13 protein-coding genes are annotated in these 15,240 nt (G+C 64.5%); 6 read left to right on the forward strand and 7 right to left on the reverse strand.

Annotated features, from left to right (window positions below; all coding sequences use genetic code 11):
• Positions 1-415: 415 nt before the first annotated feature.
• The 4 genes from K359_RS0130495 to K359_RS0130510 all read right to left on the reverse strand — a co-directional run bounded on the left by K359_RS0130495 (position 416) and on the right by K359_RS0130510 (position 6,212).
• Positions 416-1,330 (reverse strand): hydroxymethylglutaryl-CoA lyase, encoded by a 915-nt coding sequence (locus tag K359_RS0130495; protein ID WP_029082708.1) that lies wholly within the window; start codon positions 1,328-1,330, stop codon positions 416-418.
• A complete protein-coding gene (locus K359_RS0130500; RefSeq protein WP_029082709.1) occupies positions 1,327-3,336 on the reverse strand; it encodes an acetyl/propionyl/methylcrotonyl-CoA carboxylase subunit alpha in 2,010 nt (669 codons plus the stop codon). The genes K359_RS0130495 and K359_RS0130500 overlap by 4 nt, the downstream gene beginning before the upstream one ends.
• 14 nt (positions 3,337-3,350) lie before the next feature.
• A complete protein-coding gene (locus K359_RS0130505; RefSeq protein WP_029082710.1) occupies positions 3,351-4,955 on the reverse strand; it encodes a carboxyl transferase domain-containing protein in 1,605 nt (534 codons plus the stop codon).
• An 84-nt stretch (positions 4,956-5,039) separates the two neighbouring features.
• The gene (locus K359_RS0130510; protein ID WP_029082711.1) at positions 5,040-6,212 is read right to left on the reverse strand and encodes an isovaleryl-CoA dehydrogenase; all 1,173 of its coding nucleotides are present in this window, start codon (positions 6,210-6,212) and stop codon (positions 5,040-5,042) included.
• Positions 6,213-6,404: 192 nt separating this feature from the next.
• On the opposite strand from K359_RS0130510, the gene K359_RS0130515 reads away from it, so the two are divergent.
• Together K359_RS0130515 and K359_RS0130520 are read left to right on the forward strand one after the other, a co-directional pair.
• Positions 6,405-7,058, forward strand: a complete 654-nt coding sequence (locus K359_RS0130515; protein ID WP_029082712.1) for a TetR/AcrR family transcriptional regulator — start codon at positions 6,405-6,407, stop codon at positions 7,056-7,058.
• A gap of 2 nt (positions 7,059-7,060) precedes the next feature.
• On the forward strand, positions 7,061-7,555 hold the full coding sequence (locus tag K359_RS0130520; protein WP_035977386.1) for an Lrp/AsnC family transcriptional regulator: 495 nt from the start codon (positions 7,061-7,063) through the stop codon (positions 7,553-7,555).
• Between the two features lie 9 nt (positions 7,556-7,564).
• Here K359_RS0130520 and K359_RS0130525 read toward each other — a convergent pair whose 3' ends face one another.
• Positions 7,565-7,870 carry an ETC complex I subunit gene (locus K359_RS0130525; RefSeq protein WP_029082714.1) on the reverse strand — a complete coding sequence of 102 codons (306 nt, stop codon included), beginning with the start codon at positions 7,868-7,870 and terminating at the stop codon, positions 7,565-7,567.
• A gap of 243 nt (positions 7,871-8,113) precedes the next feature.
• Here K359_RS0130525 and K359_RS0130530 point away from each other — a divergent pair, with 243 nt between their 5' ends.
• Complete coding sequence (locus K359_RS0130530; protein ID WP_029082715.1) at positions 8,114-9,280, forward strand: OpgC domain-containing protein; 1,167 nt, start codon at positions 8,114-8,116, stop codon at positions 9,278-9,280.
• Between the two features lie 22 nt (positions 9,281-9,302).
• Here K359_RS0130530 and K359_RS53425 read toward each other — a convergent pair whose 3' ends face one another.
• On the reverse strand, positions 9,303-10,193 hold the full coding sequence (locus K359_RS53425) for a VOC family protein (protein WP_051346496.1): 891 nt from the start codon (positions 10,191-10,193) through the stop codon (positions 9,303-9,305).
• A 258-nt stretch (positions 10,194-10,451) separates the two neighbouring features.
• Between K359_RS53425 and K359_RS53430 the strand changes: the two genes are divergently transcribed.
• The 3 genes from K359_RS53430 to K359_RS0130555 all read left to right on the forward strand — a co-directional run bounded on the left by K359_RS53430 (position 10,452) and on the right by K359_RS0130555 (position 14,780).
• Positions 10,452-10,850 carry a hypothetical protein gene (locus tag K359_RS53430; protein WP_156928735.1) on the forward strand — a complete coding sequence of 133 codons (399 nt, stop codon included), beginning with the start codon at positions 10,452-10,454 and terminating at the stop codon, positions 10,848-10,850.
• Between the two features lie 183 nt (positions 10,851-11,033).
• On the forward strand, positions 11,034-13,298 hold the full coding sequence (locus K359_RS0130550) for a TOMM precursor leader peptide-binding protein (protein WP_029082716.1): 2,265 nt from the start codon (positions 11,034-11,036) through the stop codon (positions 13,296-13,298).
• A 12-nt stretch (positions 13,299-13,310) separates the two neighbouring features.
• A complete protein-coding gene (locus K359_RS0130555; protein ID WP_029082717.1) occupies positions 13,311-14,780 on the forward strand; it encodes a SagB family peptide dehydrogenase in 1,470 nt (489 codons plus the stop codon).
• A 201-nt stretch (positions 14,781-14,981) separates the two neighbouring features.
• Here the strand turns inward: K359_RS0130555 and K359_RS0130560 are convergent.
• Positions 14,982-15,240 (reverse strand): transposase (locus K359_RS0130560; RefSeq protein WP_029082718.1); only part of this gene is annotated, 259 nt, incomplete at its 5' end.

Below are 15,240 nucleotides of genomic sequence, written 5' to 3' on the forward strand. Positions count from 1 at the left end.
GTTTCCCTCTCGTTCCGATCACTGCAAAGATGTGGCAGCCAAATGGGCTGCGGCGTCCGCTCAGATGATTTTCGACGGTATCAGCAGGGATTGTCGTTTGGTTGATGTCCGCTTCTGCCCTAAGCGCCGAACGAAGACTGCCCAGGAGCGTTGCGTTCGGCCAGACCCCCGTGATTCAAACTCCCAAACTGGGGCTCGAATCATGCGCTACGAACTCGCCGATTATGAATGGGTTGCCATCAAGCCGATCATGCCCAGACACGAGTCACCCGGCCACATCCGTACGGCCGAAAGCGCGCGCGTCGTCAATTCGACACGCCCCCGCCGGACGGAAATGGTTCGTAGGATGGGCGGAGCGCATCATGTCAATCAATATGTGCGGAGACACGATGGGTATCGCTTCGCTCCACCCATCCTACGATCCGCTAAGCCGTTTCCGCTTCGCGTTGAGCGCGGACGCGACGCGGCTCACGGGCGGACGGCCCAGCAAACCGGCCACCTCGTTCGTCGTGGCGAGCAACTTGTCCATATCTACGCCGGTTTTCATGCCCATGCCCTCGAGCATGTAGACGACATCCTCGGTCGCGACGTTGCCGGTCGCGCCGGGTGCGTAGGGGCAGCCGCCGAGGCCGCCGGCGGCGGCATCGATGACGCGGACGCCCTCCTCCATGCCGGCATAGAGATTGGCCAGCGCCTGGCCGTAGGTGTCGTGGAAGTGCATCGCGAGGTTACCAACCGGAAGCTCGGCGCCGACCGCGCGCAGCATCTCCCTGGCCTTGAGCGGCGTGCCGACGCCGATGGTGTCGCCGAGCGATATCTCGTAGCAGCCGAGATCCCACAGGGTCACGGCGAGGTCGGCGACCGACTTCGGCTTGATCTCGCCGTCGAACGGACAGCCGAGCACGCAGGAGATATAGCCGCGCACCTTGACGCCGTCGTCTTTGGCGCGCGCCAGCACCGGCTTGAAGCGCTCGATCGACTCCGCGATCGAGCAATTGATGTTGGCGCGCGAAAAACCTTCGGAGGCCGCCGCGAACACCGAGACCACCTTCGCGCCCGCCGCGCGTGCGGCGTCATAGCCCTTCTCGTTCGGCACCAGCACGTGGAATTCGGCGCCCTTGATATGGCTGACGCCGCGCAGCACCTGGTCGGAGCCTGCCATCTGCGGGATCGCCTTCGGCGACACGAAGGCGCCGACCTCGACGGTTTTAAGCCCTGCCGCCACCAGCGCCTTGACGAAGGCGATGCGGGCCTCGACGCTGACCGGCGTCTTCTCGTTCTGCAGGCCGTCGCGCGGCCCCATCTCGACGATATGGATCTGATCGCTCATGACGCGGCCACAGCCTCGACTTCGGCCAGTTCGACGCCCTCGCCGACGATGTCGCCGACCTTGCATTTGAGCTTCTTCAGCACGCCGGCATAGGGCGCACGCAGGGTCTGCTCCATCTTCATCACTTCGAGGGTGAGGATCGGCGCGCCCTTCTCCAAGGTCGCGCCCTCCTCGGCCAGCAGCGCGACCACGGTGCCCGGCAAGGGAGCCACGATCTTGTCCTCACCGGCCTGCTCCTCGCTCTCGCCGCCGAACGGGTCGACCCAATGCAGGTCGAAGCGGCCGTTGCGGGTGCGCAAGTAAAGCTCGTGACCCTCGACGACTGCCGTGACGCGCGACCTGAGGCCATCAAGCGTCAGGTCGAAGCCATCCTCGCCTGATGACGAGATCGCGAAGGCGAGCTCATGCCCGCTGACTGACAGCGTCATCGGTCCGTGGCCATAGTGCAGCGTGATCGTATGCGGCGGCTCATGGCCCTGCCGGAACGAAAATACCCGCTGGCGGCGGCCGACCGGCATCCAGCCGAACGCCCGCCAGGGCGAGTTCGCCTCACGCTGCGCTGCCTTCTGCTCGTCGTTGACGATCGCAGCCACCGCCGCGCAGAGCTCGAACTCGCTGGCTGCGCCGGTGCCGGCCGTCAGGTTCTTCAGCTCGCGCTCGATGAAGCCGGTATCGATCGCATTGGCCCTCGTGTCCGGATGCGTCACCAGCGCCGACAGGAACGGGATGTTGGTGACGATGCCGCGGACGTCGGTCTGTTGCAGCCCGCGGTTGAGCTTCTCGATCGCGCCCTCGCGGGTCGGCGCCCAGGCGATCACCTTGGCGAGCATCGCATCGTAATAGGGCGAGACGTTGTCGCCGCTGCGATAGCCGGCGTCGATGCGCAGGCCGTCACCTTCGGGCGGCGTCCGCCAGGTCTTGATGCGGCCGACCGAGGGCATGAAATTCTTCTGCGGGTTTTCCGCGTAGACGCGGGCCTCGATGGCGTGCCCGTTCAGCGTGATCTGGTCCTGCTTCAACGGCAGCGCCTCGCCGAAGGCGACGCGCAGCTGCCATTCGACGAGGTCAACGCCGGTGATCAGCTCGGTGACGGGATGCTCGACCTGCAGGCGGGTGTTCATCTCGATGAAGAACACGTCCTTGCCGTCGGAGACGAACTCGATGGTGCCGGCGCCGACATAATTGACCGCGCCGGCCGCTTTTCGCGCGGCCTCGCAAACTGCGTCGCGCTGCGCGGCGTTCAGGGTCGGCGACGGCGCCTCCTCGATCACCTTCTGGTGGCGGCGCTGCAGCGTGCATTCGCGCTCCCACAGCGAGAGCAGATTGCCATGGCTGTCGCCGATGATCTGCACCTCGATGTGGCGCGGGTTCTGCACGTATTTCTCGATCAGCATGCGGTCGTCGCCGAACGCCGCCTTGGCCTCGCGCTTGGCGCTTGTGATCGCGGCCGACAGTTCCGCCGCCGCATTCACCACGCGCATGCCACGGCCGCCGCCGCCTGCCGAGGCCTTGACCAGTAGCGGGAAGCCGATCCGGTTGGCGGCCTCGGCCAGGGTCGCCTCGTCCTGGGCCTCGCCGTGATAGCCCGGCACCAGCGGCACGCCGGCCTTCTCCATCAGCGCCTTCGAGCCGGATTTCGAGCCCATCGCCGTCATCATCTGGGCGGTCGGGCCGACGAACACCAAACCTGCCTCGAGGCAGGCCTGCGCGAACTCGGCATTCTCGGACAGGAAGCCGTAGCCGGGATGCACTGCCTCGGCGCCGGTCTGTTTTGCCGCCGCGATGACGCGTTCGATGTTGATATAGCTGTCGCGCGCCCGTGCGGGCCCGAGCACCACGGCCTCGTCGGCGAGCGCGACGTGCATCGCGTCGCGGTCGGCCTCCGAATAGACCGCGACGGTGCGCAGCCCCATCGCGCGCGCCGAGCGGATGACGCGGCAGGCGATCTCGCCGCGGTTGGCGATCAGAAGCGTACGGAAACGCCGGTAGAGTTTTGAGCGGTCCATGGTCAGTTCCTGGGTCACATCCTGAACAGGCCGAACTTCGTCGGCTCGATCGGCGCATTGGCGGCGGCCGACAGACCGAGCCCGAGCACGAGGCGCGTATCGGCGGGATCGATCACGCCGTCGTCCCACAGCCGTGCAGTGGCGTAATAGGGATTGCCCTGGCTCTCATACTGGGCGCGGATCGGCGCGCGGAATTTGTCCTCCTCCTCCGCCGACCAGCTCTCGCCCTTGGCCTCGATATTGTCGCGGCGGACCTGACTGAGCACCATCGAGGCCTGCTCGCCGCCCATCACCGAGATGCGGGCGTTCGGCCACAGCCAGAGGAAGCGCGGGCTGTAGGCGCGGCCGCACATGCCGTAATTGCCGGCGCCGTAGGAGCCGCCGATCACGACGGTGAATTTCGGCACACCGGCGGTCGCGACCGCGGTCACCAGCTTGGCGCCGTCGCGCGCGATGCCGCCGGCTTCGTATTTCTTGCCGACCATGAAGCCGGTGATGTTCTGCAAAAACACCAGGGGAATGCCGCGCTGGCAGCACAGCTCGATGAAATGCGCGCCCTTCAGCGAGCTCTCGCTGAACAGGATGCCGTTGTTGGCGATGATGCCGACCGGATAGCCCCAGATATGGGCGAAGCCGCAGATCAGCGTGGTGCCGTACAGCTTCTTGAACTCGTCGAACTCGGAGCCGTCGACGATCCGCGCGATGATGTCGTGCACGTCGAACGGCTTGCGGCCGTCGGCGGAGACGACGCCGTAGATTTCTTCCGCCGGAAACAGCGGCTCCCGCGGGGGACGCATGTTAAGCGGCGCCTTCGCCGGCTGCTTCAGCGTGCCGACGATGCGGCGCGCGATGCCGATCGCATGGGCGTCGTTCTGGGCATAATGGTCAGTCACGCCGGACTGGCGCGAGTGCACGTCGGCGCCGCCGAGCTGTTCGGCGGTGACGACCTCGCCGGTCGCGGCCTTCACCAGCGGCGGACCGCCGAGGAAGATGGTGCCCTGGTTGCGCACGATGATGCTCTCGTCCGACATCGCCGGCACATAGGCGCCGCCGGCGGTGCAGGAGCCCATCACGATCGCGATCTGCGGGATGCCCTGCGACGACATCTGCGCCTGGTTGTAGAAGATGCGGCCGAAATGCCGCTCATCGGGAAATATCTCGTCCTGCAGCGGCAGGAAGGCGCCGCCGGAATCCACCATGTAGACGCAGGGCAGATTGTTCTGCCGCGCGATGTCCTGGGCGCGCAGATGCTTCTTCACCGTCATCGGGTAATAGGTGCCGCCCTTGATGGTGGCGTCGTTGGCGACGATGATGCATTCGCGCCCGGAGATGCGCCCGACGCCGGTGATGACGCTCGCCGAGTGCACGTCACCGCCGTACAGCCCGTTGGCGGCCAGCGGCGACAGCTCGAGGAACGCGGTGCCGGGATCGACCAGCAGATCGACGCGATCGCGCGCCAGCATCTTGCCGCGCGAGGTGTGGCGCTTGCGCGAGGTCTCGCCGCCGCCGTGGGCCACCTTGCCGAGCTTGTCGCGGAGTTCCGCGACCAGGCTGCGCATCACATCGGCGTTGCGGGCGAATTCAGAAGATGCGGGATCGATCGTCGAATGAAGCGGCATCTGTGTTGCACGTTCGTTGGAGGGGCCGTCAGGATTTTTTGAAGGCAGGCCGCCGCGCCGGGAGCGCGGCAGCAGGTGCGAAGCTCAGGCCGTCTTGGCGTACAGTTCGCGGCCGATCAGCATGCGGCGGATCTCGCTGGTGCCGGCGCCGATCTCGTAGAGCTTGGCGTCACGCAACAGCCGGCCGGTGGGATATTCATTGATGTAGCCGTTGCCGCCGAGCAGCTGGATCGCATCCAGCGCGCATTGGGTGGCCTTCTCCGCGGCGTAAAGAATGGCGCCGGCGGCATCCTCGCGCGTGGTCTCGCCGCGGTCGCAGGCCTTGGCCACCGCGTACACATAGGCGCGCGAGGCGTTCATCGTGGTGTACATGTCGGCGATCTTGCCCTGCACCAGCTGGAACGAGCCGATCGGCTCGCCGAACTGCTGGCGCTCGTGAACGTAGGGCAGCACCACGTCCATGCAGGCCTGCATGATGCCGATCGGACCGGCCGCCAGCACCGCGCGCTCATAGTCGAGGCCTGACATCAGGACGTTGACGCCGCGGCCGACCTCGCTCAGCACGTTCTCCTCGGGTACCTCGCAATCCTCGAACACCAGCTCGCAGGTGTCGGAGCCGCGCATGCCGAGCTTGTCGAGCTTCTGGGCAGTGGAAAATCCCTTCATGCCCTTTTCGATGATGAAGGCGGTGATGCCGCGCGGGCCGGCGCTCGCATCGGTCTTGGCATAGACCACCAGCGTCTCGGCGTGGGGACCGTTGGTGATCCACATCTTGTTGCCGTTGAGCACGAAGCGGTCTCCCTTCTTCTCGGCGCGGGTCTTCATCGAGACCACGTCGGAGCCGGCGCCGGGCTCCGACATCGCCAGCGACCCGACGTGCTCGCCCGAGATCAGCTTCGGCAGATATTTGCGCTTCTGCGCCTCGTTGCCGTTGCGGCGGATCTGGTTGACGCAGAGATTGGAATGCGCGCCATAGGCCAATCCGATCGAGGCGGATGCCCGCGAGATCTCCTCCACCGCGATGCAGTGCTCGAGATAACCGAGCCCGCTGCCGCCATACTCCTCCTCGACCGTGATGCCGTGCAGGCCGAGCGCGCCGATCTTGGGCCAGAGGTCCCGCGGAAAGCTGTTGGAGCGATCGATCTCGGCGGCGCGCGGCGCGATCTCGTTGCTCGAGAAATCATACACCGTCTCGCGGATCGCATCCGCGGTCTCGCCAAGGTCGAAATTGAACACTGCCGCCCGGTTTGAGGCCATGATCCCTCCCGTGAGATTCATCTTGCAATTAAACGATCATACGTTTTTTTCTTGGCTTCGCAAGCAACCGTGCTATGGTTTGCGCATGAAATTGGCAGCGCATTGAATCTGCTGGGATTTCATGCAATAAACATACGGTCGTTCGCTTGTTTCCTCCGCTTCCGGCAAGCCAACACCCATCCGAGGCCTGCGATGGCACGCACGATCGGCTCACATGGCCCCACGACGCTGGAGGCGATCCGCAAGGCCGGCGTGCGCCTGATCTTCGAGCGCGGCTACGAGGCAATGAGCCTGCGCCAGCTCGCCGCCGAGGTCGGCATCCAGGCAGGCTCACTCTACAATCATATCTCAACCAAGCAGGAGCTGCTGTTCGATCTGGTGCAGGATCATATCAACGATTTGCTGCGCGAGCTCGATCTGGCGCTCGCGGGCAAGGCCGATCCGGTCGAGAAGCTGCGCGCCTTCGTGGCCTTCCATGTCAGCTACCACATGACCCGCAAGCGCGAGGTGTTCATCGCCAATTCCGAGCTGCGCAGCCTCGAGCCGAAGAACTATGACGCGGTGGTGGCGCTGCGCGGCGCCTATGAGCAGCGGCTGGCGCAGATCCTCGCCGACGGCGTCGCCGAGGGCGTGTTCGAGGTCGTCGACATCCAGGTCGGGACCTTCGCGATCATCGCGATGCTGACCGGGCTCTGCACCTGGTACCGCCCCGGCGGCCGCCTGACCCGGGACGCCATCATCGCAGCGCATGAGAAGCTGGTGCTGTCGGGCGTGGCGCCGCAGGCCGCGATCGCCCAGCTCCGCGCCGGCAGCAAGAGCCCGCGGACCGCGGTGGCGGGTTCGTGACTGTGACAGAACGCCCACAGCTCGATGACATCGATTTGCGGATCCTGTCCGAGTTGCAGCGGGACGGCCGGATCAGGATCAACGAGCTCGCCGAGCGGGTCGGAATCACCGCCCCGCCCTGCCTGCGCCGGGTCCGCGCCCTGCGCAGCCGCGGCGTGGTCCAGGCGATCCGCGCCACGCTCGACGAACGGCTGCTCGGCTATGAGGTGACGACCTTCGTCCTGATCCAGCTCGACAGCCAGACCCTGACGGCGATCGAGGCGTTCGAGGCGGCGGTGGCGGCCGTGCCGCGCTTCCTGCAATGCTGGCGGATCTCGGGCGACGCCGATTTTGTGCTGCGATGCGTCGCGCCCAGCGTCGACGACATGCGCCAGCAGCTGCTGCAATTCGCTGGTCTGCCAAACGTGCGTAAAATTAGAAGCTTTCCGGTGCTCGGCGTCTCCAAGGACGCGCCGCTGCCGATCCCGGGCGTCCTCGCCGCCCCCGCGGCGACCTGATCGGCGGCCTTAGTGGGTCCACGGCTCCCAGCGGCGGAACGCAAAATTGTCGGCATAGGCGATCTGGCGGTGTGCCGAATCCTTCGGCTCGATCACCTGGTAGGCAATGCCCTTGCGCTCGCAATAGGCTGTCGCCTCCTCCTTTGTCTCGAAATGCAGCGTGAGCTGCTGCTTCATGTCGGTGGACGAGGTCCAGCCCATCAACGGCTCCACGGTGCGCGGCTGCTCCGGCTCGAAATCCAGTTGCCACTCTTTGGTCTTGGCACGTCCCGATTGCATCGCGTTTTTGGCGGGCTTAAAAATGCGTGCGGTCATGGATGGTCGGCCCCGTGGGATGTGCGACATGGAAGCGATTTGAAGGAAGCCGCCGGGATAGTATAGAGACACCGTTCAACGATCTGATCGGTGATTCCTCGATCTCGGAGGTAGCCTTCGCCGGACCGGTATAGTCATTCTGCCGCGCTGTGACAATCTGGCCCCGGGAGGCTTCCCTTAGGAGTCCCTTGGGCCGGCGGCGCGGTGCTCTTGACAACATCACCTCGAGGAAGCGGCGCTCCCATGGAAATCCACGCCACCCTGCCTGAAAAAGGACGTGACCTCCGGCTCGACCTGTTCCGCGGGGTCGCGAACTGGTACATCTATCTGGATCACATCCCCGACAACGTCGTGAACTGGATCACGACGCGGAATTACGGCTTCAGCGACGCCGCGGATTTGTTCGTCTTCATCTCCGGCTATACCGCATCCTTCGTCTATGCCCGCATGATGCTGGAGCGCGGCTTCATCGTCGGCGCGACCCGGCTGACCAAGCGGGTCTGGCAGCTCTATGTCGCCCACATCATCCTGTTCGTGATCTACATCGCCTCGATCAGCTATCTGGCGCTGCGCTTCGGCGATTCCGAGATCATCAACGAGTTCAACGTCGCCGGTCTCGTCGACAACGCCACCGAGACGCTGCGCCAAGGCCTGTTCCTGAAATTCAAGCCGGTCAATCTCGACGTGCTGCCGCTCTATATCGTGCTGATGGGGCTGTTCCCGCCGGTGCTGTGGTTCATGCTGCGACAGCCGAACTGGACCATGGCGGCCTCGATCGCGCTGTGGCTGGTGTCGCGCCAGATGGGCTGGAACCTGCCGGCCTACCCGGCAGGGACCTGGTACTTCAACCCGTTCGCCTGGCAGGTGCTGTTCGTGTTCGGCTCGTGGTGCGCGATGGGTGGCGCACGGCAGAACATGCACATCATCAACTCGCCCTATACGCTGTGGTTCTGCATCGCCTACATGATCTTCGCCCTGGTCATGACGATGGCCGGCCGCTTCCCGGACTTCGGCGCGATGTTCCCGCATTGGCTCTATGCGACCTTCAACCCGAACGACAAGACCAACCTCGCGCCCTATCGCTTCCTGCATTTCGTGGTGATCACGGTGCTGGTGATCCGATTCATCCCGAAGGACTGGGCGGCGCTGGAGTGGAAGGTGTTCGATCCCCTGATCGTCTGCGGCCAGCAGTCGCTCGCGGTGTTCTGCGTCGGCGTGTTCCTGTCCTTTGTCGGACATTTCGAGCTCTCGATGAGCTCGGGCTCGCTGTTCGCGCAGATCTTCGTCAGCATCTCCGGCATCGCGATCATGACGATCGTGGCCTACTACATTTCGTGGTCGAAGCGGCAGGACAAGCCGGTTAAGCCGCCGGCGCCGAAACCCGCCGCGCCGGCCGCCAAGGCAGGCTAAGTCGACGGACTGACGATCCGTCTCATTTGCCGGGCGGCCGCCCTTTGCCGCCCGGTTGGCCGCTGCGCCACCTGCCCTTCGAGCTGAACTCATCCCAGGTGGTGGTCCAGCGATATTCGGCAGCCGGCGCCTTCGCGATGCCATCGGGGCTGCGCGCTCCCTCCAGGGCAAAGGTGGCGCCCTGCGGATCGAGGCAGCGGACGATCCAGCTCCCGTTCGGCAGCTCCAGCGGCCCTTCATAGACGCGTCCGCCACCGGCCTTCACCCGCACGATGGCGGCGTCGACGTCGTCAACGTTGAAATAGTAAAGCCAGAACGCAATCGGCTCGAGCGGACGCTTGTTGAAGATTCCGCCGACGGTCTGCCCACCGGCCGAGAACAACTGATAGGTCTCGGACGGGGCGTTGCCGCCATCAGCCTGCCGCCAGCCGAACACCTCGCTGTAGAAACCAAAGGCCTTGCGCCAGTCGGCCGCCAGCAGCTCATGCCAGCCGACGCGGCCAAGGGCATCGAGGCCTTCGGCCGCAGGACGCGCGATGCTTGATCCGCTCAGCAATCCGAACGTCGCCCGCTGCGGATCTGCGACAATCGAGACGCGGCCGATATTGGTGCTGGTCGGCGGCACGTAAACGGCGCCGCCGCGTTCCTGCATGTGGCGGACGACGAGGTCGACGTCGTCGACACCGACATAGCCGATCCAGCGCGGGGTCGCGCCCTGGCGTCTGCCCTCCTCCGGTAATTCCATCAGGCCGCTGCGGGGAAATTCGCCCGACATGAACAATTTGTAAGAAAGCGCGGGAGTGGACACATCCTTCGTCACCCAGCCGAGGACGCTGCCGTAAAAGGCAATCGCACCATCGACGTCCGTGGTTAGCAGCTCGTACCAGGCGAAGCTCGCGCCATCATCCGGCATGCCTATTCCTCGCTTCGGCAGCGGCGTGATCGCAATGCAGCATGACGATTCTCGAAGTGTTAACGATTGCGGCTGGGCGAGAGCGCTGGCCAATAATCGTGTTCATCAAGATGAACCTAGGAACGAAGATGAACGACAACACTTGATACACGCTAGCACCTCGCGAGTGTGTGTGCGCAGCGCGTCTTGCATGCAGCTGCGACGGATTGTACAACTGCGCGAGAGTTGAATTCCACGTCAGGAATGGAGGATGCGAGTATGCCACGAGTGAAGCAAGCCCCCAAGAGCAAGCGCGTGACCAGCAAGCGTGTGACCAAGGCCGCTGTGCCCGCTCTGGGTGCAGCCGGATTGACCTTCTCACTGGTGGGCAGTGCGTCGGCGGCCGCCGTGCCGACAGCAGACGCGCCGCAGATCCAGAAGTACACCCCGACGCAAGCCATCACACTCGGCGAAGAAGAAATCGCCGACGTCAGCCTGGCGACATTCCATCTGTTCGACAAGGAGACCGCCGGTGCCGGCGTCCAGGTGGCATGGCGCGGATGCGGCGGCTGTCGAGGTTGCCGTGGCTGTCGCGCTTGCCGTGCCTGCCGCTGCGGTGGCTGTGGTGGTTGCGGCGGTGGCTGCTGTCTGTCGTGGGGCGCCTGCCGCATCTGCTGATCCAGACAGCGTCGCGTTGACATCTATCAATCGTTATGGCCGGGTCCGACACACGTCGACCCGGCCAAATCATGTTGTCCCCGTATCGTTGCGCGGCTCGCTTCGCCCAACGGAGCGGAGCTGTCGAGGCCGGCGCCTCGCCCGATTCCACAATCGCCCCACAAGCTGCACAGGAACGATTCTTTGCCAGGAAAATCCAGCCAGCGCGCCAACAAGGACGTTCTGCAGTTCGCACCGAATTTCACGGCCTATGTGCTGCCTCCAGATGTCGTCTGCCTCTATTCCGAAGACCGAAAGTTCTTTCTCCATGGCGAGCTCTATTGTGCACTTGCATCCGCTATCGGCACCAAGGGATGCAGCGCCGCCAAGCTCACCGACGAGCTCGGGCGAACGTTTCCGCCTGAGGCGATCAATGAAGCCATCAAGCGACTGCTCGACCGCCGCTATGTGATCTCGAAGCCATCAGGTCACGTACCAGCTCACGCCAACACGGTTGCCGGGCTTTGGGCGAGCCTGGGCCTTCCCGACACGGTCGCCGAACAAAACCTTCACAACTGCCGCGTTCGACTTGAGACGATCGAAGTCAAGGGCGCCGCCGAATTGAGCAAGGCGCTGCAGGAGCTGGGCGTCCGCGTCGTCAAGACATCGGCCGACCTCACGGTCACACTGGTGAACGACTATCTCGACCGGCGGCTTGCCGAGCGCAACCTGCAGCGCGTATCCGACGGATCACCCTGGCTGCTGGTGCAGCCTTCAGGCGTATTTCCCCTGGTCGGCCCTGTGTTCAATCCGGGCGAGACCGCGTGCTGGACCTGCCTGTTCGATCGGATGATCCGCAACCGCGAGGTCAAGGGCTTCCTTGATCGCGGCGCGGCTCGGCCGGTCGCGGTTTCTCCGCTCGCGCAGCACCCGGTTGGGCAGAGCGCCATTCAGCTGGCTGCCGTTGAAATCGCCAAGGCGATCGCCAGCGGCTTCCGCACCGATCTGCGCAATCACATCGTCAGTCTCGACCTCTTGGGCTCGACCATCGCCAGGCACTACGTGGCGGCCCGCCCGCAATGTCCCACCTGCGGAAGCAAGAAATTGCAGAACCCGCGACGCGCGCCAGAGCCGATTGAATTGGGGCCCGGCGCCAAGCTCGTGATGACCAGCGGCGGCTATCGTACGGTGACGTCAGGCGCCACGGTGGCGCGCTTCAGGAAGCATGTCAGCCCCCTCGCCGGCGTGGTGACACGGCTGGAGCGGATCGAGGTCGACCTGCCGATGAACACCAATTTCTACGCGCAGCATAATTTCTCCGCACCGGCGCAGAATGTGGACCAGCTCCGCGCCGGGTTGAGCGGCGGCAGTTTCGGCAAGGGCAGCACGGCCGAGCAAGGCGAAGCCAGCGCGCTGATGGAGGCGATCGAGCGGTACTCAGGGATTTTCCAGGGCGACGAGATCCGGGCGCGCAAGCGCTTCACCGACTTTCCGTCGGGCGATGCCATCCGCCCCAACGACATCCTGCTGTTCAGCGACGAGCAGTACCGCGGCAGGGCTGAGCCGAACCACCACGACTCGCACCACACCCAACCGGCCCCGGAGCCGTTTGATCCCACAGCCCGGATCGAATGGACGCCGGTCTGGTCGCTGCGCGACAAGCGGTTCAGGCAGATTCCGACCAGCCTGCTGTATTTCTTCTACGAGGGCCCCGCCCCCTTCGCTGCCGATTCCAACGGCTGCGCGGCCGGCAATACTCGCGAGGAAGCCATCGTGCAGGGCTTCCTCGAACTGATGGAGCGCGATGCCTACGCGATCTGGTGGTACAACCGGTCGCAACGCGCCGCGGTCGATCTGGACCAGTTCGACGATTCCTACGTCCGCGATCTGAAGACCCAACTCGAGGAATCGGGCCGGCGGCTCTGGGTGCTGGACATCACCAGCGATCTCGGCGTCCCGACCTATGTCGCGATCGTGCACTGGATGCAGAACGGTCAGGAGAACATCGAGTTCGGTTCGGGCGCCCATTTTGATCCGCGCATTGCCTTGTTGCGGTCGTTGACCGAGCTGAATCAGTTCCTCTCGATCGGCCTGATGGGCGGCGGCAGCGGCGAGAAGCCGAGCCTCGATGGCGTCAATCCACTGCGGCTCGACGAACATCCATTCCTGATTCCAAGCCCCAATCCCGTGATCCCGCCGGCTGCCGCGGCAGACGTGCCGCTCGACAACACCCGTGCACAGGTCGATGCCTGCGTCGACATCGCGGCGCGCGCGGGTCTCGACTTCCTCGTGCTCGACCAGACGCGGCCCGACGTCGAGGTTCCGGTGGTCCGGGTCATCGTTCCCGGGATGCGCCATTTCTATCGCCGCTTCGGGCCGGGACGGCTCTATGATGTGCCGGTCAAGCTCGGATTGCGCGATCGGCCATCGCTGGAAAGCGAGCTGACGCCATTCCTCCCGCACACCTGAGGTGATGCCGGCGTGCGCGCGTCCAGGAAAACCAACGAGAAAAAGAAATCGCCACGCGCCGCGCCGCCGGCTCTCTTCGTTCGGCTCAACCCGGCAGTCGCGCTTGAAGCGCAACCTGACGGGGCCATAGCGGCTCATGTCGAAGGCTATGCGGAGCCTTTGGGAACGTTCAGCACAGCCGCCGTGCAACGCGCCCGGAAGCTGGGCGCAGGCCTGCCGCTGCCTTCCTCCGAGGGCGGCGATGCGGTCGCGCAAGAGGTCGAGCGGCTGATGCGGCAACTGGCACGCCGCGGCCTGCTGGAATACCGCCTGGCGCGCGCGGCCGACGCCAGTGATCTCGTCGTGATCGAGCCGCAGATCCCTGATTACTGGCCGCGCACGCCAAAGCTCGACGATGCAGAAACGGTCGTGCTGTCACGCTTCGCCTATCTGCGGCGGCGCGGCACCGAGATGGTTCTGGAATCGCCACGGGCCGGCGCGCTGTTGCGTATCTGCGATGAGCGGATTGCGGCCCTGCTGACCATCCTTGCCACTCCGCAGAAGATCAGCCGCATCCGGCGTCTGGATGGCTATCCGGGCCCCGCGCTGCTCGCTCTGCTGCTGGACTGCCAAATCCTGATCAAGGTCGACGCGACAAAACCCGATACGCTGCGGCAGGCGGAGGGCGACGACGGCCTCGTGCTCTGGGATTTTCACGACCTGCTGTTCCATGCCCGCAGCACGGAAGGACGACAGGCCAGTCCGCTGGGCGGCCTTTATCCGCACACCGGCCTGATTGCGCCGCTCCCCGCGATCCGGCCTGCCTGGCCCGGCAACACCATCAAGCTGCCGGAATCCGACCGGATCGCATCGCCACTCGACCAACTGCTGCATGACAGGCATTCGACGCGCGAGTTCGACGATCAGAACCCGATCAGGCTGGCTGAACTTTCGATGTTCCTGAACCGCGTCGCGCGCGTCCGGGCGACGTGGAGCAGCCCGCTTGAGTTTGCCGACGACGGTCCCGACATCGAATACACCAGCAGGCCGTACCCCGCAGCAGGCAGCGCCTACGAGCTCGAGCTTTATCTGGCCGTCGCGAATTGCGATGGCCTCACGCCAGGTTTCTATCACTACGACGCCGATGCGCACGCGCTGGCAGCCATCGACGTCCGCGCACAACACTTCGAGGCCATGATGCAAAGCGCGGGCTTTGCCATGGACGCCCCCTCGCCACCGCAGATCCTGATCACGATCGCCGCGCGCTTTGGCCGGATCTCCTGGAAGTACAGCGCCATCGCTTATGCGCTGATCCTGAAGGATGTCGGCGTCCTGACCCAGACGCTGTATCTGGTGGCGACCGATCTGGGCCTCGGCGGCTGCGCGATCGGCACCGCCAATATCGATCTGTTCGCGAAGATGACTGGACTCGACTTTCACGTCGAGGGACCGGTCGGCCAGTTCGCGCTGGGGCGCGGCATCGAACCGCCGCCGACCGGATAGTCCTCGATCCGCGCTGCATCAAGCTGGCTACGGCGTGAATCCATAAATCTGTAGTAGTCAGGAGAGTCCGCTTTGGTACGCACAACGGACTCAAGTCGGACATCGCTCCATGTCCGAAAAGTGCCGATTGTGTTGAAGAAGTCCGCGAACTGGCAATTTGGGATCGGGCAATGCGACCGGCGCACGGGTGCTTGATTGCGCCTAGGCGGGCTGGAGCGCAGGGATCGGGATCAGCTTTGCGAGCTTCCTGAGGTTCTGCGCCGTTGCGGCAAGGAGGAACTCGTCACGAGCGCCCAACGGGCCTCTTAGCCTGAGACGGTCGAGGCGCAGGATGCGCTTGAGGTGCGCGAAGAGCATCTCAATCTTCTTCCGTTCGCGCCGGGACCTGACATAGGCATCAGTCTTGGCAATATCGCGCGCAACGTCCCGGGCCTTTTCGTGGATTGAACGTGGGACCTTG

It is taken from the genome of Bradyrhizobium sp. th-b2 (assembly GCF_000426785.1).
GTDB lineage: Bacteria > Pseudomonadota > Alphaproteobacteria > Rhizobiales > Xanthobacteraceae > Bradyrhizobium > Bradyrhizobium septentrionale.